Here is a 25,851-nt window from a genome sequence, read left to right on the forward strand (position 1 = left end):
TGCTTAAACCAGCGGCATCGTCGCGTTGGACGTCGTTTCCGCTCCAGCAATCAAACGACCAAGGCGCTTGATGCCTTCGTCGATCATCTGCTCGTTGGCGCAGGAGAAGCTGACGCGCAAGGTGTTGGCACCCGACCCATCGGCAAAGAAGGCCTTGCCCGGTACGAAGGCCACGCGCTCCGTGGATAGCGACTTGGCAAGAAGCTCCGCGCCATCCATGCCTTCGGGCAAGGTGACCCATACGAACATGCCGCCTTCCGGCTTCGTCCAGCGGGCAGACTTTGGCATGTACTTTTCGAGGGCGACCAGCATTGCATCGCGGCGCGCGCTATACGCGGCCTTGATCTTGGCAACCTGTTTGTCGAAACCGCGCGAGGCGACATGCTCGACGGCCATCTGGTTGATGGTCGAGGAATGCAGATCGGCGGCCTGCTTCATCAGCACCAGCTTGCGGATGACAGGCATGGCTGCAACCACGAAGCCGACGCGCAGGCCCGGGGCCAGTGTCTTGGAGAAGCTGCCGGAATAGATCGTGCGGGTCTTTTCGATGGTGCCGCTGCGGGCGATATCCAGCGCAAGGATTGGCGTTACGGGCTCGCCATCGAAACGCAGGTTCTGATAGGCGCCGTCTTCGAGAACGGCAATATCCAGCTCATCGGCCAGTTCCAGCAGCTTCTTGCGACCGGCCAGATCGACGGTTTCGCCGGTCGGGTTGGAGAAGTCAGCCGAAAGATACGCGAACTTCACCGAACCACCAGCCTTTGTCGCGGCATCGCGGTAGGTCTGCGGCGTGCGGTTACCACCAGGGTTCAGCTGGTCGTAGGTCGGCTCATAGGCGTTGAAGGCCGAGAGCGCGCCGAGATAGGTCGGCCATGTCACCAGCGCCGTATCGTTGGGTGACAGGAACAGCTTGCCGAGGTAATCCAGCGCCTGCTGCGAACCGGATGTGATGAAAACGTTATCGACCGAGCATTCGATGCCGATCTTCGCCATATCCTTCACGATCCATTCGCGCAGCGGCTTGTAGCCTTCGCTGACGGAATATTGCAGGGCGGAATTGACCTGCGGGCCGGAGAAAATATCCGCGTAAGCCTGCTTGAATTCCTGGTCTGGAAACAGCGCCGGGTCGGGAATACCACCGGCAAAGGAAATGATATCCGGCTGCTCCAGCAGCTTCAGCAATTCGCGGATTTCAGACGCCTTCATGCGCGAAGAGCGCGTGGCGAATATTTGTTCCCAATCGAGCATGGGTTCGTTTCCTCTTGTTTCGTTTTCTTGCGCATATATGTATCGAAACACTGATAGGTCAGCAATACTGACTTATCGATTTTCGGTACGGTTTTTCAGCTTTTCTGCGCAGCCTCCCAGATGGCGCACCCGCAATACATCTTTGGCCCAGAGTCTACAATCGGCATCACGATGGATTGACGGCGAGGCAATTTCCGGGTCGATTGCAAACCACTGATTTGAAGCATGACGGAGGATACAATGCTCAAGAATATCGACCCGGCTCTCAACGCCGATGTGCTGCACGCGCTGCGCGCCATGGGCCACGCCGACACGCTTGTCATCACGGACACCAACTTCCCATCCGACAGCATCGCCCAGCACACGGTGGTCGGTCAGGTTCTGCGCATGGAAAACATCTCCGCCGCCCGCGCCATGCAAGCCATCCTCTCCGTCTTCCCCCTCGACACCCCCATCCAGCCCTCCGTCGGCCGCATGGAAGTCATGGGCGCACCAGACCAGATCGAGCCAGTGCAGGCCGAAGTGCAGGCCGAAATAGACGCCGCCGAAGGCAAATCTGCGCCGATGTATGGCATCGAGCGCTTCGCGTTTTATGAGCAGGCAAAGGATGCCTATTGCGTGATCACGACGGGTGAAACGCGGTTCTATGGGTGCTTTATTCTGACGAAGGGTGTGATTGCTCCGACTGGAGCGTGAGGCGGCCTCTCAAGGCATCTTAGCTTCCACGCAGTCTTATAACACCCCCTCATTCCTGTGCTCGTCACAGGAATCCAGTCGTCGCGCGTCTGCGCGGCGAAAAGACTCTCCTCAGCCCAAAGACTTGGGCTGGCTGGATTCCTGTGACAAGCACAGGAATGAGGGAGGTGAGCGACCAGAAACCCATCAAGCTTCGGTCGGATCGCGCTCAATCACCTCACCGCTCTGAAGTTGTTCCATCGAACTGCGCAGTCGTTCAGCGTTGGCAACATGAGAGAGCGAATGAGACGTACCGTCAGCCGATTTGTCGACCGGCGTCCCTTGATGAAACCGCAGTTTCCAACCATCACCGTCGCGACTCCAGATCGAAGAGCGATTGGCCCACTCCACTTTACCACCGTAAACTGCTTCACTCACATACGTCACCTGAACGATTCCAGGTGACAGCAGTCGAGCATGAAAATTCAACAGGGGAATGGTTGCATTTATCGTCTGTCCCGGACGAGCCTCGACAAGTATCTCCGCCCTGTTATACGTTCGCCCCGATCGTCCGAACTCAAAAAAGTCTTTCGCAAGAATCTCGTTCATCAACACAACGTCGAAACGTGTCTCGGCGATCCACAGGCTTTCTTCCAGTTGCCGGATTTCATCCAAATCTGTTTCGGATAATAAGGTGTCCTGATCATGCACGGCGACATCCTCTGCAATCAATTCGGAGGAGAAAACCAGCTTTCAATGTCATCGACAAGAAAAAAGGACGCGGAAGTTGCCCTCCGCGTCCTTGCAATCTTCACCTAAGCCTTCAGCAGAATGGAGAAGGCCCGAGCAAGCTTAGTTCACAGCCTTATCAACCAGCTTGTTCTTGCCGATCCAAGGCATCATGCCGCGAAGTTTCGCGCCGACTTCTTCGATCTGGTGAACGTCGTTCATGCGGCGGATGCCCTTGAAGCGGGCAGCACCGGAGCGGTATTCCTGCATCCAGTCGGACGTGAACTTGCCGGTCTGGATGTCGTGCAGGACGCGCTTCATTTCAGCCTTTGTTTCAGCGGTGATGATGCGCGGGCCGGTGACGTATTCGCCCCATTCTGCCGTGTTGGAGATGGAGTAGTTCATGTTGGCGATGCCGCCTTCGTAGATCAGGTCCACGATGAGCTTTACTTCGTGCAGGCACTCGAAATAGGCCATTTCAGGCGCATAACCGCCTTCGACCAGCGTTTCGAAACCGGCGCGGATCAGCTCGACGAGACCGCCGCACAGAACGACCTGTTCGCCGAAAAGGTCGGTTTCGCACTCTTCCTTGAAGTTGGTTTCGATGATGCCGGAGCGACCGCCGCCAACGCCGCAGGCGTAGGAGAGAGCGACTTCAAGAGCGTTGCCGGAAGCGTTCTGGTGAACGGCAACGAGGCAAGGCACGCCGCCGCCCTTCTGGTATTCGCCGCGAACCGTATGGCCTGGGCCCTTCGGTGCGATCATGACGACGTCGAGCGAAGCCTTTGGCTCGATGAGGCCGAAGTGAACGTTGAGGCCGTGGGCGAATGCAATCGCTGCACCATCACGAATGTTGTCGGCAATCTCTGCCTTGTAGATGTCGGCCTGAAGTTCGTCAGGCGTTGCCATCATCAAAAGGTCGGCCCACTTGGCAGCTTCGGCAACTGTCATGACCTTGAAGCCATCGGCTTCAGCCTTCTTGATGGTGCCGGAACCAGCCTTCAGAGCGATGGCGATGTTCGTCTGGCCGCTGTCCTTCAGGTTCAGCGCATGGGCGCGACCCTGCGAGCCGTAACCGACGATGGCGACATTCTTCGCCTTGATGAGATTGAGATCGGCATCACGATCGTAATAGACGCGCATTTCGGTAGTCCTTCCTTGGATAGATGATGGTGTTGAGACCGGAACTCAGGCGACCTTTCCACCAGTTTCCGAATGTACCTTCTCCGTGCCGTAGAGCGTGAGAAAGGCCGAAACGGCCTTACGTGCCCGGGCGGAAAAATCCTTTGCCTGCTGCGCTTCACCCAACAGCATGCGCACATGCAGGTCGGATACGATCAGGCCATAAAAACTGCGATAGGCGTCTTCAAGATCATCGAAGCGCAGATAACCGGAGCGGCGACCGGCTTCGATGAGACCCCGCGCCCGCTTATCGATCTGACGGCGACCACGCTCCAGAAGCAGGTTGCCCAGCTTCGAGCCATCCCGGCTGGCCTGCCCGATGGCGAGACGGTTCAGCGCAAGCGAAACATCGCCCGCCAGAACATCCAGCAAATCATGGGCAAAGACTTCAAGGTGGTCGGTCAGCTGCGGCGCAGAAACGCGGTCCCCTGCCTTTTCGAAAGTACGGACCTTGCTCTGCTGAAAAGTGATCATCGCGGCCAGCAAGCCATCGCGATCGCCGAACCACTTGTAGAGGCTTTCCTTGGAACAGTTGGCAGCGCGCGCCAAGCCCGATGTCGTCAGCGCTTTTTCTCCGCCCTCGACCAGAAGACGCAAAGCCTGCTCCAGAACGGCGTTCTGACGCGGCGAAAATTCCTGCGCTGTGATCGGATCGGTCCCCACCTTGTCCACTCCACCTGAGACGTTATGTACCGTACGGTACGGTTCGAGTGTTGTTTAAGGGGAGCGGTGAAAAGGGTCAAGAGTTTTTTTGACGAAGAGCTACGAATTGACGCGGCGCAATATGAGCGTCAGCGAAAATGGCTGCGGATCATAGGTGAACGGCTATCAGGTCTCAGCCTCAAAACGCTGGCGTGCAACCTTGACCGCATCGTGGTTTTCCAGCGCCCAGTTGATCACCTCCGAGAGCGGGCGATAGAGCGAGCGCCCTAACGGCGTCATGCTATATTCTACGCTCGGCGGCTTGGTGGGAAAAACCTCGCGGTGAATGTAACCATCGCGTTGAAGGTCACGAAGGGTTTGGGTCAGCATGCGCTGGGAAATATCCGGCACCATACGGCGCAGTTCCCCGAAGCGATAAGGCTTCTCCGCCAAGGCTTGCAACAGGAGGGTCGACCATTTGCCGCCGATATGGTTGAGCAGGTCGCGTACCGGGCAATTGCCGAAATCCAGATTGGCGAAATCGGGCGCTGGAGCAGAAGCCGTCGGCTTCAGCCTTGAAATTGTCGCGCTCATAGTGGTTCCCTTTTGGTAACGTATGGCAGGAAAAATGCCTTCTTTACATCATGCAGTCAATTCCTATTTTAGCCTTACTCTCTTTTTGAGACTAGCAAAGCATCGGCTTTCAACGGATGCGGAAAAGGACATATGTGATGAGCAAAATTCTCGTAACCGGCGCTTCCGGCCAACTCGGTCAGGCCGTCATCCGCCACCTTCTGGAAACCTACGACGTTGCCGCATCCGACATCGTCGCCGCCAGCCGCGATACCGCCAAGCTTTCCGCCCTTGCCGCAAAGGGCGTGGAAACCCGCAAGGCCGATTTCGATGACGCAGCTTCGCTCGCCGCTGCTTTCGCTGGCATCGACACCGCCCTCCTCATTTCCACAGATGCCCTTGCCATTCCGGGCCAGCGTCTGACACAGCACAAGGCCGCTGTCGAAGCCGCCGTCAAGGCTGGCGTGAAGCACCTCGCCTACACCTCCATGCCCAACCCGGACAAATCGCTCGTCACCTTCGCGCCAGATCATCTCGGCACCGAGCAAGCCATCAAGGCCAGCGGCGTGCCTTACACCATCATTCGCAACGCCTGGTATTACGACAACTACCTGCATGGCATGCCGCACAATCTGCAGAGCGGCCAATGGTTCACCGCCATGGCTGACGGCAAGGTCTCCAATATCTCCCGCGATGACTGCGCCCGCGCCGCAGCAGCCGCTCTTGCCAAGGGCAAGGCCGAAAACAAGACCTACACCGTCACGGGCCCGCAGTCGGAGAGCGCCGATGAAATCGCCGCCGTCGTCTCCCACGCCGCCGACAAGCCGCTCGCCGTCATCAAGGTATCGCCTGCTGATTTGCAGAAGGGCATCGAAGGCGCTGGCCTCCCCGGCTTCGTCGCCGCCATGCTCGCATCGGCGGATGCAAACATCGCTGCGGGCAATTTCGACCTCGTCACCAGTGATTACGAGACGCTGACGGGCGAAAAGCCTCAGACGAGCGAAGCGTTCTTCGAGGCCAACAAGGCGAAGTTGCTGTCGGCCTGATACAGAAAGGGGCGGCGTCGGCACCTTTGGCGTGACGCCCCACATACAAGACGTCACCCTCGGCCTTGTGCCGAGGGTCTAATGAATCCCAACATTGACCGTGGGCAGACCCTCGGGACAGGCCCGAGGGTGACGGAGGAAAGGTTTCGCCCTCCATCCAAAACCCTGCGACGGCCTAAACCTTACGCCTCGTCCTTCAACGTTTCTTTCTGCGTAATCAGCCGCGCGCTGTGGTGGCCGCTGAGGTAGATCCACAGCCAGCTCCAGGCCACGGCAAGGCGGGATCGGGTGCCGATAAGGAAGTAGATGTGGGCGAGGCCCCAGATCCACCAGGCCAGAACACCGGTCAGTTTGAACTTACCGAAATCGATAACAGCCGCCCGCTTGCCGATGGTGGCAAGGTTGCCCTGGTGGCGGTAGTGGAACGGGGCTGACATGGGCTGGCCTGCAAGCTGCGCCTTGATGACGCGGGCGACATAGTTGCCCTGCTGCTTGGCGGCTGGGGCGACGCCCGGCACGGGCTTGCCATCGGCCTGCTTGACCAGCGCCGTATCACCAATCACGAAAATCCGCTCGTCATCGGGAATGTTCAGTTGCGGTGTCACTTCCGCGCGCCCTGCCCTGTCTGCCGAAATGCCAAGCCATTGCGCGGCGGGTGATGCCTGCACACCGGCAGCCCAGACAATCGTCTTGGCAGGAAAATGCGTGTCACCCACCGTCACGCCATCATCGGTGCAGGCGGAAACGGGTGTGCCGAGCAGCACGTCGACGCCAAGCTTTTCCAACGCCGTCTTGCTGTACGACGAGAGGTCTTCGGTAAAGGCAGGCAGCACTCTCGGCCCGGCTTCCACCAGCAGAACACGGGTCTTGCGGGTATCGACATTACGGAACTCCGGCGGCAGCGTTTTATGCGCCAGTTCGGCAATCATACCCGCCATTTCAACACCGGTCGGACCAGCGCCGATGACAACGAAGGTCAGGAATGCCTGTTTTTCTTCTTCCGTTTTTGCCAGTTCGGCACGCTCGAAGGCAAGCAGCAGGCGACGGCGGATGGTGGTGGCGTCTTCCAGCGTCTTTAAGCCCGGCGCATGCTTTTCCCAGGCATCATTGCCGAAATAGGCGTGCCGTGCGCCAGTGGCCAGAACCAGCGTATCGAACGGAATCGTCTCGCCGGATTTCAGGATAACTGTACGGCTTTGCCTATCAACGCCACCGACTTCCGAAAGCAGCGTGGTCACTTCCGGCCTGTCCCGATACAGCCGCCGAATGGGCCATGCGATTTCCGAGGTGGCCAGCGCCGTGGTCGCCACTTGATAAAGCAGCGGTTGAAACAGATGGTGATTGCGGCGGTCGATCAAGGTGATGCGAACCGGCGCGCCTTTCAGCCCACGAACGACCTGCAGTCCGCCGAAGCCTCCCCCAACGACGACAACGTGATGCTCCTGCATGGAAAAATGCCTTTCTCAAATCAATAAGCCGCGCATTTGGTGCGCGGCTCACAATATAAAGGCAAAAATTGACGATAGTTATGAAATAGGCTGACCGCAGGCGCGACAAAAACGCCGTACCGTCTCCGCCATTCCATACTCCATGGCATCCGCCGTCAGCCCGTGACCGATGGATGTCTCAGCGAGATAGGGAATACGGCGGATCAGCGCGGGCAGATTGGCGACCGTCAGATCATGGCCAGCGTTAACGTCCAGCCCCAGATTCTTGGCGTGATCGGCTGTCTCTCCAAGCTTATCGAGCAAGGCAGCAGCTTTTTGCGGATTATCGAAACAACCGCCATAGGGACCGGTGTAAAGCTCGATACGCGCCGCACCGGTTTCAGCCGCCAGTCGCACGGCCTCCGCGTCGCCATCGCCATCGGCAAACAGCGATACGCGCACGCCACCTGCCTTCAGCCGCGTTACCGTTTCTTTCAGCAAGACCGAATGCTGGCGAAAATTCCACCCGTGATCGGACGTGGCCTGCGTGGGATCATCAGGCACCAGCGTCACCTGCTCGGGTTGGGTTTCCTCGCACAACAGCAAAAAATCCTCCGAAGGATAACCTTCGATGTTGAACTCGGCCTGCGGAAACTCATCATCGATCAGCGCCCGCAGAACGGGCAGGTCGGAGAAGCGTATGTGGCGCTGATCGGGTCGTGGATGCACCGTCAGACCACTGGCACCAGCCTGTAGGGCAATGCGGCCAAAATGCGCAACATCCGGCCAAGGCAGGTCGCGACGATTGCGAAGCATGGCGATGGCATTGAGGTTGACGGAGAGTTTGGCTGGCATGATCTGACCGTTTTTTAGAGATACGAAGACCCTGTTTCCCCCACTATTTCCTCACTCGCAAGCACCTTTCAAAAAATAATTCGAAACCCGTGGAACCAAATCCGGCCATTTGCATTGTACCGCCGATTGCGGCTCGGGGATTTTTTATGGCGAACGATTATTACTTTTCGGAAACACAACTTAAAACGCGCTCAAACGCTGTCGTCGAGGCAGGCATAAACGACCTTCTGAAGGACAATGGTCCTGCGACTAGGTCTGGTTCCGCCAATGCGAGAAACGAGGCCCGCTGGAGGGCAAAACCGATGCGCGAGACCGAAGAGACCAAGAGGTCCTCGAATCGCGAGACCGGCACCGTCTCCAGAATTGGGTTTCTTCCTGACGTCCCATTGCCCTCGCACATCCCGCCTGAACCGGTTGCCATCGCCGACATGGCCAATATGTTCGGCGTCACTCACCGTACTCTTCATTTCTATGAAGAGAAATCCATCATCTCCTCACGCCGTGCGGGCCTCATGCGCATCTATTCGCATCAGGACGTGCGTCGCATGGCCGTTGTCAACTTTTGCCGGGAGATCGGCATTCCCGTCGCAACGATCCAGGATGTGATGCAGCAGCTGGCCGATGCGCCTTCTCAGATCGAAGCGGACGCCATATTCCAGACCGTTCTGAACTCAAGAAAAAGCGAGCTGGCGGGCGAGATATCGACCGTGCGCCGCCAAATCCAGCAGATCAGCGACATTCTGGCCAACAACGACAACCATACAGACGCTGAGGACGACAGCAGCACAGACGTTCAGGTCGAGTTGAGCGCTCAGGAACGCAAGTGTCTGGAGTTGATGGCGGAAGGCTACGCTCCCGTCAGACTGGCCCGCACACTCGGCGTTTCCACACCCGATGTCGAGGCTCTGGAAACAAAAGTCATGGAGAAGATGTGCGCCAGCAATCGTTTCCAGGCTGTTGCCAAGGCTTTCATGATGGGCATCATCCGCCAGGATAGAGACACGCAGCCCAACGACTGACACTCCCTTCCCTCCCCAACTTGCGCCCGGTGCAATAACCTTGCATCGGGCGTCTTGTTGTCAGCGAACGATCGTCAAGGTCTCCGCAGCACGGGTAATCGCCGTGTAAAGCCAGCGTTCGCGCGAGTCGCGAAATGCAAAACTCTCATCGAACAGGACGACGTTGTTCCACTGCGAGCCCTGCGACTTGTGCACGGTGAGCGCATAGCCGTAATCGAATTCATCGTAGCGCTTACGCGTCGTCCACGGAATTTCCGTTTCCGATTCTTCGAACGCAGCCTTGAGCAGTTTGATCTTCGCGGCACCGCGATCCATATCGTCGTCTTCTGGACGAATCATCAGGTTGATGCCCGGCTTGACGGTCTCCCGCGAGGAGCTCATGACCTGCCATAGGGAACCGTTGAGCAGCCCCTTCGCAGGGTCGTTGCGAAGGCAGACGAGCTTGTCGCCGGATTGAGGATAATCGGCTGTGAAGCCTTTTAGCTCCCGCAGGCGTTGATTATAGCGACGCCGCGTGCGGTTTGTTCCGACCAGAACCTGATCGGCATCCAGCACCAACCCTTGCGTCACCTCGTTTTTCGAAATGACCTGCGCCGCGCCGTAATCGCCGCGCATGATTTCCTTGCCCTCACGCACATCCATGGCAAGCTGGATGATCGGGTTGTCCTTGGCCTGCCGGTGGATTTCAGACAGAAGATAGTCCGGCTCCTGCTCCGTAAAGAAGCCGCCGCCAGACACGGGCGGCAACTGACCCGGGTCGCCCAGAACCAGAATGGGCGTACCGAAGCTCATCAGGTCGCGACCGAGCGCCTCGTCAACCATCGAACATTCATCGATGATGATCAGCGCGGCTTTCGCGAGCGGACTTTGGCGGTTGATGGAAAACATGGGCGAGATGGAGGTCTTGCCCGTTTCCTCGTCCTCAACGGCCTCTTCTCCGCGTGGGCGATAAATAAGAGAGTGAATAGTCCGCGCGTTCGACGCCCCGCGGGAACGCAAGACCTGCGCTGCCTTGCCGGTGAAGGCTGCAAACAGCACATCGCCATCAACATTTTCCGCAAAATGCTTGGCAAGCGTGGTCTTGCCAGTTCCGGCATAGCCAAACAGCCGGAAAACCGGCGTCCGGCCTTCCTTCAACCAGCGCGAAACAGCCTTGAGGGCTTCATCCTGTTGCGGTGAAAATTGCATGCGTTCTCTTCGCAGGATTCGAGCGCCTCGCGCAACTGAAAAAGAACGAAAGAGGAATAAAGACGGATATGACCCGCCGTCATTTCAGCAAATACTGATTATTAAAAACAACCGTTAAAATTTTAACTAATGATCAATTCGTTTACAATAACATCCACTTTTGTGCGGGTGAGATATTAGGGATATCTCACCTTCATCATGAAACGACCCAGAACGACACGACGGCTTTCTCAAAGAAAACCCCGATAACAAGAACACGTTGTTCGGCGACACGCCATGCCTATTCCAATGCATTATCTTTGACTAAGGGGTCGGGTAACACATGTTTTCTTTTCAGAATCTGTCAACAAAAGCGAAAGTCGTCGCAGGAACATCTGCGCCTGTCGTACTGGCCATCGCCATCGGTGCTATTGCGCTGACGAGTATTGCGTCCATGGTTCAAAGCAACGGCTGGGTGGATCATACCAACCAGGTCTTGCAGAAGACCGACGCAATTACCGCATCCGCCGTCGATATGGAAACCGGCATGCGCGGTTTCATCATCACCGGCAAGCAGGATTTCCTCCAGCCTTACCGCCAGGGCGAACAGACGATCTACAAGACGATAACCGACCTCAAAGCCATGGTCAGTGACAATCCGACGCAGGTGGGGCGTCTGGACAAGATCGAAAAGGCGATCGGCGACTGGCAGAAGATATTTGCCGAGCCACAGATCAAAGCCCGTGGCGATTTGCCGGATACGACGACCGTTGGCGACATGAACGCCAAGCTCGACGCATCGCAGGGCAAAACGTATTTCGACAGTCTGCGCGGCTTCATCAAGGACGTTCAGTCAGACGAACGCACATTGCTTGCCAAGCGCACAGCTGAAAACGAAGCATCGATCGCGTCCGCAATCACCATGATCTGGAGCAGCCTGGCTGCCGCCGTGGTTATTGCCCTGATTGCGGGTCTCGTCATCGGCTCTGGCATCGCAAAACCTCTGATCGCCATGACCAGCGCCATGAAGCGCCTTGCTGGCGGCGAAACGCAGCTCGACGTTCCCGGTGTCGGCCGCAAGGACGAGATCGGCCAGATGGCCGAGGCCGTTCAGGTCTTCAAGGAAAATGCCATCGCCAAGATCCAGATGGAGCGTGAGGCGGAAGCCAACCGCAGCATGAGCGAGAAGGAACATCAGGAGCGCGAGCTTCAGAAGGCCAGGGAAGCCGCCGACATCCAGTTCGCTGTCGACGCTCTGGCTCAGGGCCTTGGACAACTGGCGGACGGCAACGTCGCCCACCGTCTGAACGCAGCCTTCGTCCCGCACCTCGACAGGCTGAGAACCGATTTCAATAACTCTGTCGGTCGACTGAACGAGGCGCTGGTCTCCGTTGGCAAGAATGCGCGCGGCATCGACGCCGGCGCAAACGAGATCCGCTCTGCCGCTGACGATCTTTCCAAGCGCACCGAACAGCAGGCGGCTTCCGTCGAGGAAACGGCAGCCGCTCTCGAGCAGATCGCCACCACCGTTCGCGATTCCGCCAAGCGGGCCGAAGAGGTTGGCGCGCTGGTGACGAAGACGCGCATGAGTGCCGAACATTCCGGCCAGGTCGTTCGCGATGCCGTTATCGCCATGCAGCAGATCGAGAAGTCTTCCAGTGAGATTTCCAATATCATCGGCGTGATCGACGAAATTGCCTTCCAGACCAACCTGCTGGCCCTGAACGCTGGCGTCGAAGCCGCACGCGCCGGCGAAGCCGGTAAGGGCTTTGCGGTCGTTGCACAGGAAGTGCGTGAACTCGCCCAGCGCTCGGCAACCGCCGCCAAGGAAATCAAGACATTGATCGTCACGTCCGGCGATCAGGTTCGCTCCGGTGTCGAACTCGTCGGCAATACCGGCAAGGCGCTGGAAGTTATCGTCTCGGAAGTGCAGCACATCAACCAGCACGTCAACGCCATCGTCGAGTCCGCACGCGAACAGTCGGTGGGCATCCAGGAAATCAACTCTGCCGTCAACACGATGGATCAGGGCACACAGCAAAACGCTGCCATGGTCGAGCAGTCTACCGCTGCCAGCCATAGTCTTGCGAAGGAAGCCGCTGCGTTGAACCAGTTGATCACGCAGTTCAACCTCGGCAACGGCTCATCTTCAGGCCGCCCCGTACAGGTCGCGACTGCAGCTTCCGCACCGGTTGCGTCCCCTACCCGCCAGTTGATGCGCAAGGTGGCCGGAGCCTTCGGCGGTGGCGCGGCAGCAGCCACAGCCGACAAGTCCTGGGAAGAATTCTGATCCCATCGAACAATCGAGAAAACCGGAGCCCATGGGAAACCATGGGCTCTTTTTTTGCGTCAAAGCTCGGAAGACGTTTTGCATGCCGACCGCGCGACGATATCGACCCCAAGAGGTAAGCCGTATGTTTTGATGGATCGACCTGCCAACTGATTGGTTTATGGTGGCGACAGACAAAAGGGAGAAGCCGCATGTTCGACGACATTCCAACCGTCACCCTGCCCTCCGGCAAGTCCATTCCCGCCCTTGGCATCGGCACCTGGAACATGGGCGAGTCGGGCGCTGCCGCAGCGCAGGAAATTGCCAGCATCCGCAAGGCGATGGAGCTTGGCATGACAGTGGTCGATACGGCAGAGATGTATGCGGATGGCCGTTCCGAGGAAATCGTCGGCGAAGCACTCGCGTCCCTGCGCGATGACGCCTTCCTCGTCAGCAAGGTCTATCCCTTCAACGCAAGCGCCAGAGGCACGATCGAAGCCTGCGAGCGCAGCCTGAAAAGGTTGGGGACGGATCGTCTCGACCTGTACCTTCTGCACTGGCGAGGCTCCCACCCGCTTGAAGATACAGTCGGTGCATTCGAGACATTGAAGGCCGAGGGTAAAATTCTCGACTGGGGCGTCTCGAACTTCGATACGGACGATATGGACGAGCTTTTTTTAGTCCCCGGTGGCGACAAATGCGCTGCCAATCAGGTCCTCTATAATCTCTCCCGTCGCGGCCCGGAATACGATCTTCTGCCATGGTGCCAAAGCCGAGGTGTCCCCGTCATGGCCTACTCTCCCATCGAACAGGGACGCATTCTCTCCAATCACGAGCTGATCCGCGTGGCCAAGGCCTATCAGGCCACACCGGCGCAGGTGGCCCTGGCATTTCTGCTGGAACGCGACGGCGTAATGGCGATACCGAAAAGCGCCAACCCGGACCGCGTGATTGAAAATCATGGTGCCATAGAATTGGACATCACCGAAGAGGACTGGAGCGCACTCGACGCCGTCTTCCCGCCCCCATCGAAGAAAGCCTCACTGGATATGCTTTGATTTTCAATAACTTGAGCCATTCTGCAGACTCAAAATCTCAAGGACTTGAATCTGTCATCGTAGATCGTCCACCGTCAGCGCGGGCGGTAAAACAGCTTGAGAATGAGATACACCGGATAGCTGATGACGACAAGGATGATGGCCGCCTCATGCGTTGACGCAACATCGGCCCAGCCCTCCATTTTGGAGCTGCGGCCGAAGATGCCGAAACCGAAAAGCAAAGCACCGACGAGGATAACGGCAGACGTCGCGCATATGCCGAGCCACTCCAGCTCAAGCGATCCCGCCCACGCCGCGTAGCCCACGATGCTGGCACCGGAAAACATCAGGAAGCCGACAGTCAGCAGGTAGCTTCGCCAGAACAACGCTTGATCCAACTGCCTTAAACGTCTCGACATGCCAAAACCTTGATGGAATAAATCGTTGAAATCCGTAAAAGAAAATGCCCGTGATCAAGCACGGGCATTCAAAATCGATCGTGTGACGGAAATCACATCCCCTGCGGACCGCGGTTCATCGCTGCGATACCTGTGCGGCAGACTTCGATGAGGCCGAGCGGCTTGATGATCGTCAGGAACTGGTCGATCTTCGAGGACTTCCCGGTAATTTCGAAGATGAAATGTTCCAACGTCGCATCCACCACCTTGGCGTGGAAAGCATCGGCCAGACGCAGGGTCTCGGCACGGTCTTCGCCGCGTCCTGCCACCTTGATGAGCGCGACTTCGCGCTCAATGGGGCGGTCCTGGCCGTTCTGGCGGGCGCGGACGGTGAGGTCTACGACGCGGTGAACCGGAACGATGCGTTCCAGCTGCGCCTTGATCTGTTCCAGCACGCCCGGCGTGCCGCGCGTGACGATGGTGATGCGCGACAGGTGCGATTCGTGTTCCGTTTCCGAAACGGTCAGGCTTTCGATGTTATAGCCACGACCGGAAAACAGGCCGATGACGCGGGCGAGAACGCCCGGCTCATTGGCGACGAGGACCGATAGTGTGTGGTTTTCGACGGTTTCCGTTTCCTTCTGAATGAAGTAGGCCGAACCGGTAGGCTGTAGGTGTGCGTTCATATCCGTGTTCCTCTCCCAATCAGACGAGCTGACGGCCCTTGGCGTCGATGGCGTTTGCAACGGCTTCGTCGGTGGCTTCATCCGGCAACAGCATCTCGTTATGCGCCTTGCCTGATGGGATCATCGGGAAGCAGTTGGCGAGATTGGCGACGCGGCAATCGAAGATGACGGGCTTGTCGACTGCGATCATCTCGGCAATCTTGTCGTCCAATTCCTTCGGGTCGTCGCAATACATGCCAACGCCGCCATAGGCTTCCGCCAGCTTGACGAAATCGGGCATCGCTTCCGTATAGGAGTTGGACAGGCGGTTGCCGTGCAGCAGCTGCTGCCACTGGCGCACCATGCCCATATACTGGTTGTTCAGGATGAAGATCTTGACCGGCAGATTATACTGGATGGCGCAGGACATTTCCTGAATGCACATCTGGATCGAGGCGTCACCGGCGATGTCGATGACCAGTGCCTCCGGATGCGCGACCTGAACGCCGATGGCAGCAGGCAGACCATACCCCATGGTGCCGAGACCGCCCGATGTCATCCAGCGGTTCGGCTCTTCGAAACCGAAGAACTGCGCCGCCCACATCTGGTGCTGTCCGACTTCCGTCGTGATGTAGGTCTCGCGACCCTTCGATGCCTCATACAGACGCTGAATGGCGTATTGCGGCATGATGACATCGTTGGAGTTCTTGTAGGCGAAAGATTTGCGCGCGCGCCAGCGGTCGATCTGCTGATGCCACTCTTCCGTCTGCGCCTTTTCAGGACGCTTCGGCAGAGCCCGCCACAAACGAACCATATCTTCCAAGACACGACCGACATCGCCAACGATGGGAACATCGACGCGGACATTCTTGTTGATCGAAGACGGATCGATATCGATGTGGATTTTCTTGGAATTCGGAGCAAAGGCATTCAGACGGCCGGTAATACGGTCATCGAAACGCGCACCGACACAGACCATGACGTCGCAATCATGCATCGCCATATTGGCTTCGTAAGAACCGTGCATGCCCAGCATGCCCAGCCAGTTCTTGCCGGATGCCGGGTAGCAACCCAGGCCCATCAAGGTCGAGGTGATCGGGAAATCGGTGAGTTCGACCAGTTCGCGCAGCAGACGCGTGGCTTCCGGGCCGGAGTTGATGACGCCACCGCCGGTATAAAGGATCGGGCGCTTGGCCTTCGACATCAGCTCGATAGCCGCATGAACGGCGTTGATATCGCCCTGAACCTTCGGCTTGTAGCTCTTCTGCTGAATGGCAGCAGATGGCGGCGTGTAGGTGCCGGTCGCAAACTGAATGTCCTTGGGAACATCGACTACGACAGGACCGGGACGACCCGTCTGGGCAATGCGGAAGGCTTCATGGATGATGCCAGCCAGTTCGTTGACGTCCTTGACCAGCCAGTTGTGCTTGGTGCAGGGGCGCGTGATGCCAACGGTATCGCATTCCTGAAATGCATCGGATCCGATGAGCGAGGTTGGAACCTGACCGGAAATGCAGACGAGCGGAATGCTGTCCATCAAGGCGTCCTGCAGAGGCGTAACGGCATTGGTGGCGCCGGGGCCGGAGGTGACGAGCATGACGCCGACCTTACCGGTGGAGCGGGCATAACCTTCGGCGGCGTGGCCTGCACCCTGTTCGTGGCGAACGAGGATGTGCTGGATATCGTCCTGCTGGAAAATCTCGTCATAAATCGGAAGAACCGCACCACCGGGATAGCCGAAAATATGCTCGACGCCGTTATCCTTCAACGCGCGCAGAACGATTTCCGCGCCCGTCATGGTGTTGCTGTTGTCCGTATTGTCCTTATCCGTCATTGCCTGTTCCATCCCGATTTGGCTTTGGATATCGCGGGGCCATTGGCCCGAGTGAAGACATAAAAAAAGGCCCCTTTGAGGAGCCTCGTTCAGCGCATGGGTGCTTTCGCCGGATGGTTACACCATCCTGCCCATGCGCCGTCCCACCACGATAAGTACGTTAAGATTTTTCATGGGTCGGAGTGTTAGACATAAATCCAATCTGCGTCAACGCATCTTGCGGAAAAAATCGGCGTTCGTTTCCATTTATTGCGAGACCAAGCCATTTGAAGAAACAAAGATGCGCATCACCTACACCAGTTGTTAAAGGCAATCTTATAGGCTGTCGGCAACGAACGGGACCAACCCGTGAACGGCGGCATGAAAAAGACCGACAGGACCTATGACAGGGGCGAGACGTGTTTAACGACGACCTTCGCAAATCGGCAAAAGCGGGCGAGCATGACCGTCGGGACGATTCCACGGCGGGTAACCGGCATCTGGGTCACGTCATTTCCTGCACAGGCTCCCGCGCAACGATTTCCGCCTCGACTGAGCCAGGCAGGACCGATCTCGCCGAACTGTGGTCCGTCGGACGCCTGATTTCCATCGACCTCGGCGAAAGCCGCGTCGTCGCCCTCACCTATGCGATGAAGACCGATCAGGCCGAGTGGTTTGCCAGTCGCAGCAACACGCTGCTGATCGAGGTCGAGCTTCTGGGTGAAATCCGCCCTTCGCCGGATGGTTTCGAGCGGTTTTCGACGGGCATTTCCCGCTACCCTTTTCTCGGCGCAGTCGCCCACCGCATACGCTCCAGCGACCTGATGCGCATCTATGAGACGCTGGGAGACGGCGCATGCGTCGTCGGTAGATTGACGCAGGACGACAGTATCGATGCAACGATCAGCATTCCGCAGATGCTGTCGAAGCACTTCGCCGTGCTGGGGTCGACCGGTGTCGGCAAGTCCACCGCCGTTTCGCTGCTCCTCAACAAGGCAATCCAGAAGGACCCGAAGCTGCGGGTGCTGATCCTCGATCCGCACAATGAATATGCCGCCGCCTTCCCGATGACATCGGTGGTCATCGATACCGATACGCTCGACCTGCCCTTCTGGCTGATGAAGCTGGAAGAGTTCACAGAGGTCCTGTATCGCGGACGAAAGGCCGTTGCTGAAGAACTGGATGTCCTGCGCGACCTGATACCGGAGGCAAAGCGCGCCTTTCGCGGCTCTGAAAACACTGTCATGCGCCGCGCCTCGGAAAAATCCTCGCTGACAGCGGATACGCCGGTGCCTTACCGCATTGCCGATCTGCTGGCGCTGATCGATGAGCGCATCGGGCGGCTGGAGGGACGTGACGAAAAGCCGGCACTGCGCAACCTCAAAATTCGCATCATGGCCGCGATCAACGATCCGCGTTACCACTTCATGTTCTCCAACAGCACCATCAGCGATACGATCATCGAGACCGTGGCGCATATTTTCCGCGTACCGGGAGAGGGCAAGCCGATTTCCGTGTTCCAGCTGGCGGGCATTCCGTCCGAAGTGGTAAATTCGGTGGCGTCGGTGCTTTGCCGAATGGCCTTCGAACTGGCACTCTGGAGCCGGGGCGCGATCCACACGCTGGTTGTCTGCGAAGAAGCCCACCGCTACGTCCCCGCCGATCCCGCGCTCGGCTTTTTTCCGACGCGTCAGGCCATTGCCCGCATCGCCAAGGAAGGCCGTAAATACGGCGTCTCGCTCGGCATCATCACCCAGCGTCCGGGAGAACTGGATCAGACGATCCTCTCGCAATGTTCCACCGTCTTCGCCATGCGGCTTTCCAACGAAAACGATCAGGAAATCATCCGCTCGGCCATTCCGAACTCGTCGGTCTCCACCACCAGTTTCCTGTCCTCCATCGGCAATGGCGAAGCCATCGCCTTCGGTGAGGCCATCAGCGTTCCGATGCGCATCAAATTCAACCGCGTCGCGACGCACATCCTGCCCAAGGCAAACGGTGTCACTCACGCGATTGCTGAAGACACGCCGGATACCGTTGATCTGCGCTCCATCGTCAAGCGCATGCGCGCCGTAACCGGCCCCGATATTTCCGGCTTCCGCCAGAGCTACGAAGCCAAGATTGCGCAGGATGCGGACGAAGAGGAACTCGAAAACTGGAAACGCGAATTCAACGAGACGTCCAGCGGCAACGAGCCTTATCGCCCGGAAATGCTGCCGCGTAGCTCGGTCTTCGCTGCCAGGGCGCAAATGCCTGATGTTTCGACCGGCACGCCGCCAGTGCTGCGGGAAGATGTTTCGTCGCGGTCGTTTGTTGGCGAGGAACCGAGGTCTTCTCTGAGGGAAAGTTTACTGAAGAAGCCGTTGGGAAGTTTGTACCGGAAGGATTGAGAGGGGCGTCCTACTTCGTCATCCCGCACTTGATGCGGGATTCAGTGCGATCGAGTCTTTGATCGCAAAAGACTCTTAAGCACCGCAGACGCGGTGCTGCTGGATACCGGCTCAAGGCCGGTATGACGAAAGGAGTGTTTAAGAAGGCACCACCCGCTCCCAATCCTCTCCCATCTGGTTACGAAACCATGTCATCTGCCGCTTGGCATATTGCCGTGTCGCCGCCGCAGCCCTTTCGATGACCTCGGCCTCGCTCGTACGCCCCGCCAGCATTTCGGCAATCTGCGAAACGCCGATGGCCTTCATCACTGTCGCATCCGGCGGGATATCCAGCGCCAGCAGCGCTTCCACTTCCTGCACCGCTCCGCTTTGCATCATGCCCGCAAAACGACGGTTGATGCGGTCATGCAGCACTGGTCGCTCCGGCAGCACAACGAATTTTCTCGCGCGGGCCGGATCAATGATAACGGGACCGTTGGCGCCCTGAAACGCGCGAATGGATTGTCCGGTCGCCTCAAGAACTTCAAGCGCCCGCACGATGCGTTGCCCGTCACTTGCGCTGAGGCTCGCCGCCGTTTGCGGGTCGCCTGTCGATAATTCGGCGTAAAGCCCCGCCGGACCATCTTCAAGCAGCCGCATGCGGTACCGTTCTCGTATATCCATGGGGATGGTCGGCATATCAGACAGGCCGCCCGTGAGCGCCTTGAAATAGAGCCCCGTGCCGCCGACGACAACAGGGTAGCGCTCCTCGAGGCGCAGCGTCTCGAGAAGCGCCGTGATGTCGCGCAGCCATTCACCCGTTGAATAAAGCCCGGATGCGCGAACATGGCCGTAAAGGTAGTGCGGCACGCCTTCCATGTCGTCTTCAGAAGGACGCGCGGTCAGCACCTGCAACGTGTCATAGACCTGCATGCTATCGGCATTGATGACGACGCCATTCGTCTCGCGCGCCAGACGAAGCGCAAGCGCGGACTTGCCGCTAGCCGTCGGTCCGGTTATCAGGGTCGCATTGAAGTCGTCAGCAAGGTTTTTCATCATGGCTCTCGTTGCCACGCTTATCGCCAATCCGTCAAATCCTGTTATTACGACCGCGCTTGCCGAAAGTGCAGCAAAAGCGCTCGATGCGTCCGGGCTCTACTGGCTGGCAGATGGAATAGCATGCGATCTCGTGCTGCGAGACGGCGCGGATGCGGCATCTGCACAGACTGTGTTGCGACAGGCAATTCTTGACCTTCCCATCGATATCGCCATTCAGGAACAGGATAATCGCCGCAAGAAAATCCTGATCGCCGATATGGATTCGACCATGATCGGCCAGGAATGCATCGATGAGCTGGCAGCGGAAGTCGGGCTGAAAGATAAGGTGTCGGTCATCACCGCCCGGGCCATGAACGGCGAAATCGCCTTCGAGCCTGCCCTTCGCGAACGTGTGGCATTGCTCAAGGGCTTGCCGATTTCGGTCGTTGATGACGTCATCGAAAAACGCATCACCCTCACCCCCGGCGGCCTGGAACTGACTGCGACCATGAAGGCCAAGGGCCACTACACGGCTCTGGTTTCGGGCGGCTTTACCGTGTTCACCAGCCGCATAGCTCAAACTTTGGGCTTTGATGAAAACCGGGCCAACATTTTGGGCGAGAAAGACGGCGTCCTGGATGGCACGGTGGCTGAACCCATTCTCGGCAAGCAGGCCAAAGTCGACGCGCTGAACGACATTGCCGCGAAGCTTGGCATATCGCCGGACGATGCCATTGCCGTGGGCGATGGTGCGAATGATCTGGGCATGTTGCATCTGGCCGGTTCCGGCGTTGCACTTCACGCCAAACCCGCCGTTGCCGCCGAAGCGCAGATTCGCATCGACCACGGCGACCTGACCGCCCTGCTTTATCTTCAGGGCTACAGAAAGTCCGACTTCGTTACCCCATGATTATACGTGGAACACCAAGGCTGATCCTGCGGGATTGGAAAGAGAGAGATCGCGATCTTTTTCGCGAGATCAACGCCGACCCGAAGGTGATGGAGTTCTTTCCCGTCAGCCGCAGCCACGACGAATCCGATCTAGCCATGACGCGGGTGAACGAGATGATCCATGCCACGGGCTATGGTTTTTATGCCGTAGAACTGCGAGCGACCGGTGAAGCTATCGGCTTTTGCGGGATAGCGCCTGCCAATCTGTATGGAATCTTTCCACATGGTACCATGGAAATCGGCTGGCGTCTGGCCACCCGGTTCTGGGGTCATGGCTATATTACCGAGGCCGGCAAGTCACTGCTGGCGATGGCATTCGATGACAAGAAGATGCCGGAGATCGTTTCCTTTGCGGTTCACGACAACCAGCGTTCCATTGCGGCGATGAAACGCATCGGCCTCATCCGCGATCCTTCCCGTGATTTCATCCATCCCCGTGTGCCGGATACGCATCCTCATCTCCAACCCCACGTCACCTACGCACTGACATTGGAGAGATGGCTGGGGAAGTGAGCAACGATCCCGTGCGCCGCCGTAACGATCACCGGAAGCAATCCAGCCGCCTCAATGCAGGCCGAAGACATCCAGCAACTCCTCGCGCTGACGCACGAATGCCGCAGAGGTCCGGTCCCGGGGACGCGGTAGATCGATATCGATGATCCGCGGCTGGGCGCCCTTTTCGCGTGGGAGGATCAGGATGCGGTCGGCGAGGTAAATCGCCTCCTCCAGATCATGCGTGACAAGCACCGTCGTCACGTCCTCCTCACGCCAGATACGCGCCAGTTCCTGCTGCATGCTGATCTTCGTCATAGCATCCAGCGCGCCGAGCGGCTCATCCAGCAACAGGATTTCCGGCTGAACGGCAAGTGCCCGCGCAATGCCCACTCTCTGTGCCATGCCGCCAGACAGCTGGCGCGGATAGGCGCTTTCAAACTCCTGCAATCCGACCAGATCAATATAGCGTTGCGCCCTTTGCCCGGCCTCATCGCGCGCCACACCCTGCGTCTCCAGTCCGAAGGCAACGTTTTCGATGACAGTCAGCCATGGCAGAAGCCGGGGCTCCTGAAAGATGACCGCCCGTTCCGAGCCGACCCCGTTGATGGCATTGCCATCAATCAGCACGTCGCCTGAATCCGCCTGCTCCAGCCCCGCCAAAACCCGCAGAAGCGTGGTCTTGCCGGACCCGCTCGCTCCAACAATGGCAAGGCTCTCGCCGGGAACGATTTTGAGATTGATGTCTTTCAAAACCTGGAACGGCTTGCCGTTGAGATGGTAGGACTTGGAGAGATGGCGGATCGCCACCTCTCCGCGAAGGGCGTGGGCAGTGCTCATGGCGCGTCCTCAGTTGCTGGCTGTTTCGGGCGAATAGAGAATGTCCTTGGCGGTGACCTGACCTTCCTTGACCTTGCCTTCGCGTGTCAGGATATCGATCCAGAACTGCAAGTCACGATCGACAGCCTTGCCGCCGGGACGAACGCCGTAACCAAGAAAGTATTGCGCTATCTCTGGATTTTCACCGCGCTCAGCGAGCGCCTTGGCGAAAATCTTCTTTGTTTCTTCCGGATGCTCGCGCGCATAATCGAGAGCGCGCTGCGACTGCTCAACGAAGATTTTCGAGGCGTCAGGATGCTTCTTGATAAAATCGCGCCGCAAAACAATGAAGCCACCAGCGATGTCACCCAGCACATCGGTGTCATCAAAGATAGGACGAATACCGCCAGCGACCTTGGCTTTCCCTTCGAATGTCGTCTGCCAGTAACCGAAAGCAGCAATGTCTACCTGTTTGGAGCGCAACACCTGCTCCAGCTGCGGCCCCGGCACGACAACGGGCTTTGCCGCATCCGTCGGCAGGTCTACCGAGTGCAGAGCTTCGCGAACGGTGTAGTCCAGATGCGCGCCGAGCGTATTCACCGCAATCGTCTTGCCGGCGATGTCCTTGATACCCTTGATCGGGCTGTCATCAAGAACGTAGAAGACCGACTGAACCTCATTGTTGATGCCGTTGGACGGAAAAGCGGCCACGAAATCATTGCCGCCGATGATGGAGTTCAGCACCGCAGCGGTTGCGGCGCTGCCAATCTCAACGTCACCGGATGCCAGTGCAAACAGGGAGGCCGGGCCGCCCGTGGCATAGCCTACGTTTTCAATGGTAACGCCGGTGCCTTTGAAATAGCCGAGTTCCTGCGCCAGTTCCTGGGCAGCAAGGCCGCCCTGGCTCGCGAGGTAGCGAAACTTGACCTCTTCGGCGGCGGACGCGGCGCTTGCGAAACCGACCATCAGGGCAGCCGAAAGCAGCAGCTTACGAGAATGAAAGCTCATGTGTTTTTCCTTTGAAAGAAAGAATGGGTTTTAGCGAATGGGCGTTATTGCGAAGGCTGCGACCAGCGACAAAGCTTGCGTTGCAGCAGAACGAGCACCGCGTTGGCAGCGAGACCGAGGAGCGCGAGCAGAAGAATGGCGGCAAACATCAGCGGTATCTGGAAGTTATATTGCGCATTCATAACCTGGAAACCGATGCCCTTGTTGGCCCCGATCATCTCTGCCGCGATCAACAAAAGCAGCGCTGTCGTGGCAGACAGACGCAGGCCGACGAAAATGGCCGGAACGGACGCAGGCAAAACGACACGGCGGAAAATGACGAGCGGACCGGCACCATAGGTTCTGGCCATTTCGATGAGCTTGCCATCCACCTCTTTCACACCTCCAATGGTGGAAAGAAGAATGGGAAACAACGTTGCCCAGAATATCACGAACACCTTCGATGCTTCACCCAGCCCCAAAAGCAGGATGAAGACCGGGTACAGGGCAAGTGCCGATGTCTGGCGAAAGAATTGGAGAAGCGGATCGAGTGCCCGTTCCACTGCCGCGACCTGCCCCATGAACAGGCCAAGCGGAATGCCGATTACAACGGCTGCGGCAAATGCGATACCCGAGCGCTGCAGGCTGATGCCGATATCGTCCACCAGCGCACCGCTGGCTATGCCGTTCCACAGCGCAGCGACAATGCTGTCCAGTGGCGGAAAGACGGCAGGGTTGATCCAGCCGAACACGCTGGATATCTGCCATGCTGCCAGAAACGTCAAGACGAGGCCATATCGGGCTAGAAAAGGTCCCGCGAGCCCGCGCATCACAGGCCATATGGCAGGCGGCGCTTTATGTGAGCCATGATAATCAAGCGAGCGCGGCGGAAAGGCTTTTGCATCTTCAAACGACATGATCTCTGTACCTCACTCGGCGGCCTGAACGACCGAACGGGCGGCAGTCCAGCGGTTGACGGGAAATGGCAGGCCAAGATTTTCACGCAGCGTGCTGCCCTCATATGCCGTTCTGAACAGGCCACGGCGCTGCAATTCGGGAATCACGAGATCGACGAAATCATCGAGTGCCGTTGGAAGCCACGGCGGCAGAATATTGAAGCCATCGGCGGCTTCGTTTTCAAACCATTCCTGAAGCGTGTCGACGATCGTCTCCGGCGTACCGACGATGGTGTAATGCCCTCGCGCGGATGCCACCCACTGGTAAAGCTGGCGAATGGTGAAGTTGTTCTCGTCGGCGATCTTGCGGATCAACGCCTGACGGCTCTTCATACCCTCGGTCGGCGGCGCAACCGGCAGCGGTCCGTCAAGGTCATGGCCAGTGAGATCCAGCGTTCCGCCCGTCAGGCCGTTGAGAAGGCCGACGCCATCCTCTTCCAGAATGAGCGAGGTCAGCCTTTCGTATTTTTCCTGCGCCTCGGCCTGCGTCCGTCCAACGAAAGGCGAAACGCCCGGCATGACGAGAATGTGGTTCGGATCACGGCCAAATCCCCGGGCCCGCGCCTTGATGTCACGGTAGAATTCCTGAGCGGTATCGAGATGCTGATGCGCGGTAAAGATGACCTCCGCTGTCGCAGCCGCAAGGCCTCGCCCATCATCCGATTGCCCGGCCTGCACGATAACCGGATGTCCCTGCGCCGATCGCGAAACATTGAGCGGTCCACGAACCTGAAAGTGCTCTCCGCGATGATTGGCTTCATGCAGCTTGGAGGCGTCGTAAAAGATACCCTTCTCGACATCGCGAACGAAGGCGTCGTCTTCGAAACTGTCCCAGAGCGCCTTGACCACCTCCACATGCTCGGCAGCGCGGCGATATCGATCCGCGTGCGGCAATTGGGTCTGGCGGTTGAAATTCTGCGCTGTCGGATCGCCCGTGGTCGTCACCACGTTCCATCCTGCCCGCCCGCCTGAAATAAGGTCCAGCGAGGCGAACTTGCGGGCCGTGGTGTAGGGCTCTTCATAGGTCGTCGACGATGTCGCGATAAAGCCGAGATTTTTGGTGAAAGGCGCCAACGCGGAGAACAATGTAGTCGGCTCGAAACCGGCGACCCTCGCATTGCCGCCCTCCCGCGCCCCACCGAAGCCGATGGCCAGATTGTCGGCCAGAAAATAAGCATCGAACAAGCCGCGCTCGGCGGTCTGCGCCAATTGCTTGTGAAACTCGAAATTCAGCGCACCATCTGATGGTTGATCCGGGTGCCGCCAAGCAGCGATGTGTTGCCCACCACCGGGCAGAAACGCCCCAAGCCTGATCTTGCGTGCCATGTCTTCTCCCCTGTCTCCCGGACCGCCTCGAAAATCACGACAGATTTCTGAGGTGATGGCCGGATGTCCGCGGAACGAATGCCGTAGAGTGAGAGAAGCCTATATTGTCTATTATTTTAATATAGAAAATGGATTGCGTAATTGCGTGCGCGCCGAAATAATATTTGC

The 25,851-nt window shown here is 57.9% G+C and carries 24 protein-coding genes; 8 read left to right on the plus strand and 16 right to left on the minus strand.

What is annotated here, in order from left to right; translation table 11 throughout:
- Positions 1-3: 3 nt before the first annotated feature.
- The gene (locus tag ASF29_RS07410) at positions 4-1,248 is read right to left on the minus strand and encodes a PLP-dependent aminotransferase family protein (protein ID WP_062450014.1); all 1,245 of its coding nucleotides are present in this window, start codon (positions 1,246-1,248) and stop codon (positions 4-6) included.
- Between the two features lie 240 nt (positions 1,249-1,488).
- Between ASF29_RS07410 and ASF29_RS07415 the strand changes: the two genes are divergently transcribed.
- The gene (locus tag ASF29_RS07415; RefSeq protein ID WP_062450015.1) at positions 1,489-1,944 is read left to right on the plus strand and encodes an RbsD/FucU family protein; all 456 of its coding nucleotides are present in this window, start codon (positions 1,489-1,491) and stop codon (positions 1,942-1,944) included.
- A 186-nt stretch (positions 1,945-2,130) separates the two neighbouring features.
- On the opposite strand, the gene ASF29_RS07420 is transcribed toward ASF29_RS07415, so the two are convergent.
- The 4 genes from ASF29_RS07420 to ASF29_RS07435 form a co-directional block, all read right to left on the minus strand.
- Positions 2,131-2,634 carry a nuclear transport factor 2 family protein gene (locus ASF29_RS07420; RefSeq protein WP_162237885.1) on the minus strand — a complete coding sequence of 168 codons (504 nt, stop codon included), beginning with the start codon at positions 2,632-2,634 and terminating at the stop codon, positions 2,131-2,133.
- 141 nt (positions 2,635-2,775) lie between these two features.
- Complete coding sequence (gene ilvC, locus ASF29_RS07425) at positions 2,776-3,795, minus strand: ketol-acid reductoisomerase (protein ID WP_062450017.1); 1,020 nt, start codon at positions 3,793-3,795, stop codon at positions 2,776-2,778.
- Between the two features lie 45 nt (positions 3,796-3,840).
- Positions 3,841-4,497, minus strand: coding sequence for a TetR/AcrR family transcriptional regulator (locus ASF29_RS07430; RefSeq protein ID WP_062450018.1), 657 nt, complete (start codon positions 4,495-4,497; stop codon positions 3,841-3,843).
- 165 nt (positions 4,498-4,662) lie between these two features.
- On the minus strand, positions 4,663-5,070 hold the full coding sequence (locus tag ASF29_RS07435) for a helix-turn-helix domain-containing protein (RefSeq protein WP_062450019.1): 408 nt from the start codon (positions 5,068-5,070) through the stop codon (positions 4,663-4,665).
- Between the two features lie 134 nt (positions 5,071-5,204).
- On the opposite strand from ASF29_RS07435, the gene ASF29_RS07440 reads away from it, so the two are divergent.
- On the plus strand, positions 5,205-6,095 hold the full coding sequence (locus ASF29_RS07440) for an NmrA family NAD(P)-binding protein (protein ID WP_156462567.1): 891 nt from the start codon (positions 5,205-5,207) through the stop codon (positions 6,093-6,095).
- A gap of 182 nt (positions 6,096-6,277) precedes the next feature.
- On the opposite strand, the gene ASF29_RS07445 is transcribed toward ASF29_RS07440, so the two are convergent.
- Positions 6,278-7,543, minus strand: a complete 1,266-nt coding sequence (locus ASF29_RS07445; protein WP_062450021.1) for an NAD(P)/FAD-dependent oxidoreductase — start codon at positions 7,541-7,543, stop codon at positions 6,278-6,280.
- 78 nt (positions 7,544-7,621) lie between these two features.
- The gene (locus ASF29_RS07450) at positions 7,622-8,377 is read right to left on the minus strand and encodes a pyridoxine 5'-phosphate synthase (RefSeq protein ID WP_062450022.1); all 756 of its coding nucleotides are present in this window, start codon (positions 8,375-8,377) and stop codon (positions 7,622-7,624) included.
- 146 nt (positions 8,378-8,523) lie between these two features.
- Between ASF29_RS07450 and ASF29_RS07455 the strand changes: the two genes are divergently transcribed.
- Positions 8,524-9,396 (plus strand): MerR family transcriptional regulator, encoded by an 873-nt coding sequence (locus tag ASF29_RS07455; protein ID WP_244473507.1) that lies wholly within the window; start codon positions 8,524-8,526, stop codon positions 9,394-9,396.
- A 60-nt stretch (positions 9,397-9,456) separates the two neighbouring features.
- Here ASF29_RS07455 and ASF29_RS07460 read toward each other — a convergent pair whose 3' ends face one another.
- Positions 9,457-10,584: an ATP-dependent RecD-like DNA helicase gene (locus tag ASF29_RS07460; RefSeq protein WP_062450023.1), complete on the minus strand. Its 1,128-nt coding sequence runs from the start codon at positions 10,582-10,584 to the stop codon at positions 9,457-9,459.
- A 322-nt stretch (positions 10,585-10,906) separates the two neighbouring features.
- Between ASF29_RS07460 and ASF29_RS07465 the strand changes: the two genes are divergently transcribed.
- Together ASF29_RS07465 and ASF29_RS07470 are read left to right on the plus strand one after the other, a co-directional pair.
- Entirely contained in the window at positions 10,907-12,853 is a 1,947-nt protein-coding gene (locus tag ASF29_RS07465; protein ID WP_062450024.1) for a methyl-accepting chemotaxis protein, read from the plus strand.
- 191 nt (positions 12,854-13,044) lie between these two features.
- Positions 13,045-13,890 carry an aldo/keto reductase gene (locus ASF29_RS07470; RefSeq protein ID WP_062450025.1) on the plus strand — a complete coding sequence of 282 codons (846 nt, stop codon included), beginning with the start codon at positions 13,045-13,047 and terminating at the stop codon, positions 13,888-13,890.
- Between the two features lie 74 nt (positions 13,891-13,964).
- On the opposite strand, the gene ASF29_RS07475 is transcribed toward ASF29_RS07470, so the two are convergent.
- From ASF29_RS07475 to ASF29_RS07485, 3 genes are all read right to left on the minus strand, one after another.
- Positions 13,965-14,288 carry a hypothetical protein gene (locus tag ASF29_RS07475; protein ID WP_082453414.1) on the minus strand — a complete coding sequence of 108 codons (324 nt, stop codon included), beginning with the start codon at positions 14,286-14,288 and terminating at the stop codon, positions 13,965-13,967.
- A 92-nt stretch (positions 14,289-14,380) separates the two neighbouring features.
- Positions 14,381-14,953: an acetolactate synthase small subunit gene (gene ilvN / locus ASF29_RS07480; RefSeq protein ID WP_045228882.1), complete on the minus strand. Its 573-nt coding sequence runs from the start codon at positions 14,951-14,953 to the stop codon at positions 14,381-14,383.
- Between the two features lie 19 nt (positions 14,954-14,972).
- A complete protein-coding gene (locus tag ASF29_RS07485) occupies positions 14,973-16,766 on the minus strand; it encodes an acetolactate synthase 3 large subunit (protein WP_062450027.1) in 1,794 nt (597 codons plus the stop codon).
- Between the two features lie 398 nt (positions 16,767-17,164).
- On the opposite strand from ASF29_RS07485, the gene ASF29_RS07490 reads away from it, so the two are divergent.
- Entirely contained in the window at positions 17,165-19,135 is a 1,971-nt protein-coding gene (locus ASF29_RS07490; protein ID WP_062450028.1) for an ATP-binding protein, read from the plus strand.
- A gap of 138 nt (positions 19,136-19,273) precedes the next feature.
- Here the strand turns inward: ASF29_RS07490 and miaA are convergent, their stop codons facing one another.
- The gene (gene miaA / locus ASF29_RS07495; RefSeq protein WP_062450029.1) at positions 19,274-20,173 is read right to left on the minus strand and encodes a tRNA (adenosine(37)-N6)-dimethylallyltransferase MiaA; all 900 of its coding nucleotides are present in this window, start codon (positions 20,171-20,173) and stop codon (positions 19,274-19,276) included.
- Here miaA and serB point away from each other — a divergent pair.
- Together serB and ASF29_RS07505 are read left to right on the plus strand one after the other, a co-directional pair.
- Positions 20,172-21,062, plus strand: coding sequence for a phosphoserine phosphatase SerB (gene serB, locus ASF29_RS07500; RefSeq protein ID WP_062450030.1), 891 nt, complete (start codon positions 20,172-20,174; stop codon positions 21,060-21,062). The two genes, miaA and serB, sit on opposite strands and share 2 nt — an antisense overlap.
- Positions 21,059-21,616 carry a GNAT family N-acetyltransferase gene (locus tag ASF29_RS07505; RefSeq protein WP_062450031.1) on the plus strand — a complete coding sequence of 186 codons (558 nt, stop codon included), beginning with the start codon at positions 21,059-21,061 and terminating at the stop codon, positions 21,614-21,616. The genes serB and ASF29_RS07505 overlap by 4 nt, the downstream gene beginning before the upstream one ends.
- Positions 21,617-21,667: 51 nt before the next feature.
- Here ASF29_RS07505 and ASF29_RS07510 read toward each other — a convergent pair whose 3' ends face one another.
- Genes ASF29_RS07510 through ASF29_RS07525 form a run of 4 tightly spaced genes read right to left on the minus strand, consistent with a single transcriptional unit; the run spans position 21,668 to position 25,683 of the window.
- On the minus strand, positions 21,668-22,435 hold the full coding sequence (locus ASF29_RS07510; protein WP_062450032.1) for an ABC transporter ATP-binding protein: 768 nt from the start codon (positions 22,433-22,435) through the stop codon (positions 21,668-21,670).
- A 9-nt stretch (positions 22,436-22,444) separates the two neighbouring features.
- Positions 22,445-23,422: an ABC transporter substrate-binding protein gene (locus ASF29_RS07515; RefSeq protein ID WP_062450033.1), complete on the minus strand. Its 978-nt coding sequence runs from the start codon at positions 23,420-23,422 to the stop codon at positions 22,445-22,447.
- 44 nt (positions 23,423-23,466) lie between these two features.
- On the minus strand, positions 23,467-24,318 hold the full coding sequence (locus ASF29_RS07520) for an ABC transporter permease (RefSeq protein WP_062450034.1): 852 nt from the start codon (positions 24,316-24,318) through the stop codon (positions 23,467-23,469).
- Positions 24,319-24,330: 12 nt separating this feature from the next.
- Positions 24,331-25,683, minus strand: coding sequence for an LLM class flavin-dependent oxidoreductase (locus ASF29_RS07525; RefSeq protein WP_062450035.1), 1,353 nt, complete (start codon positions 25,681-25,683; stop codon positions 24,331-24,333).
- Positions 25,684-25,851 lie beyond the last annotated feature (168 nt).

This window comes from Rhizobium sp. Leaf262 (assembly GCF_001422245.1).
GTDB lineage: Bacteria > Pseudomonadota > Alphaproteobacteria > Rhizobiales > Rhizobiaceae > Agrobacterium.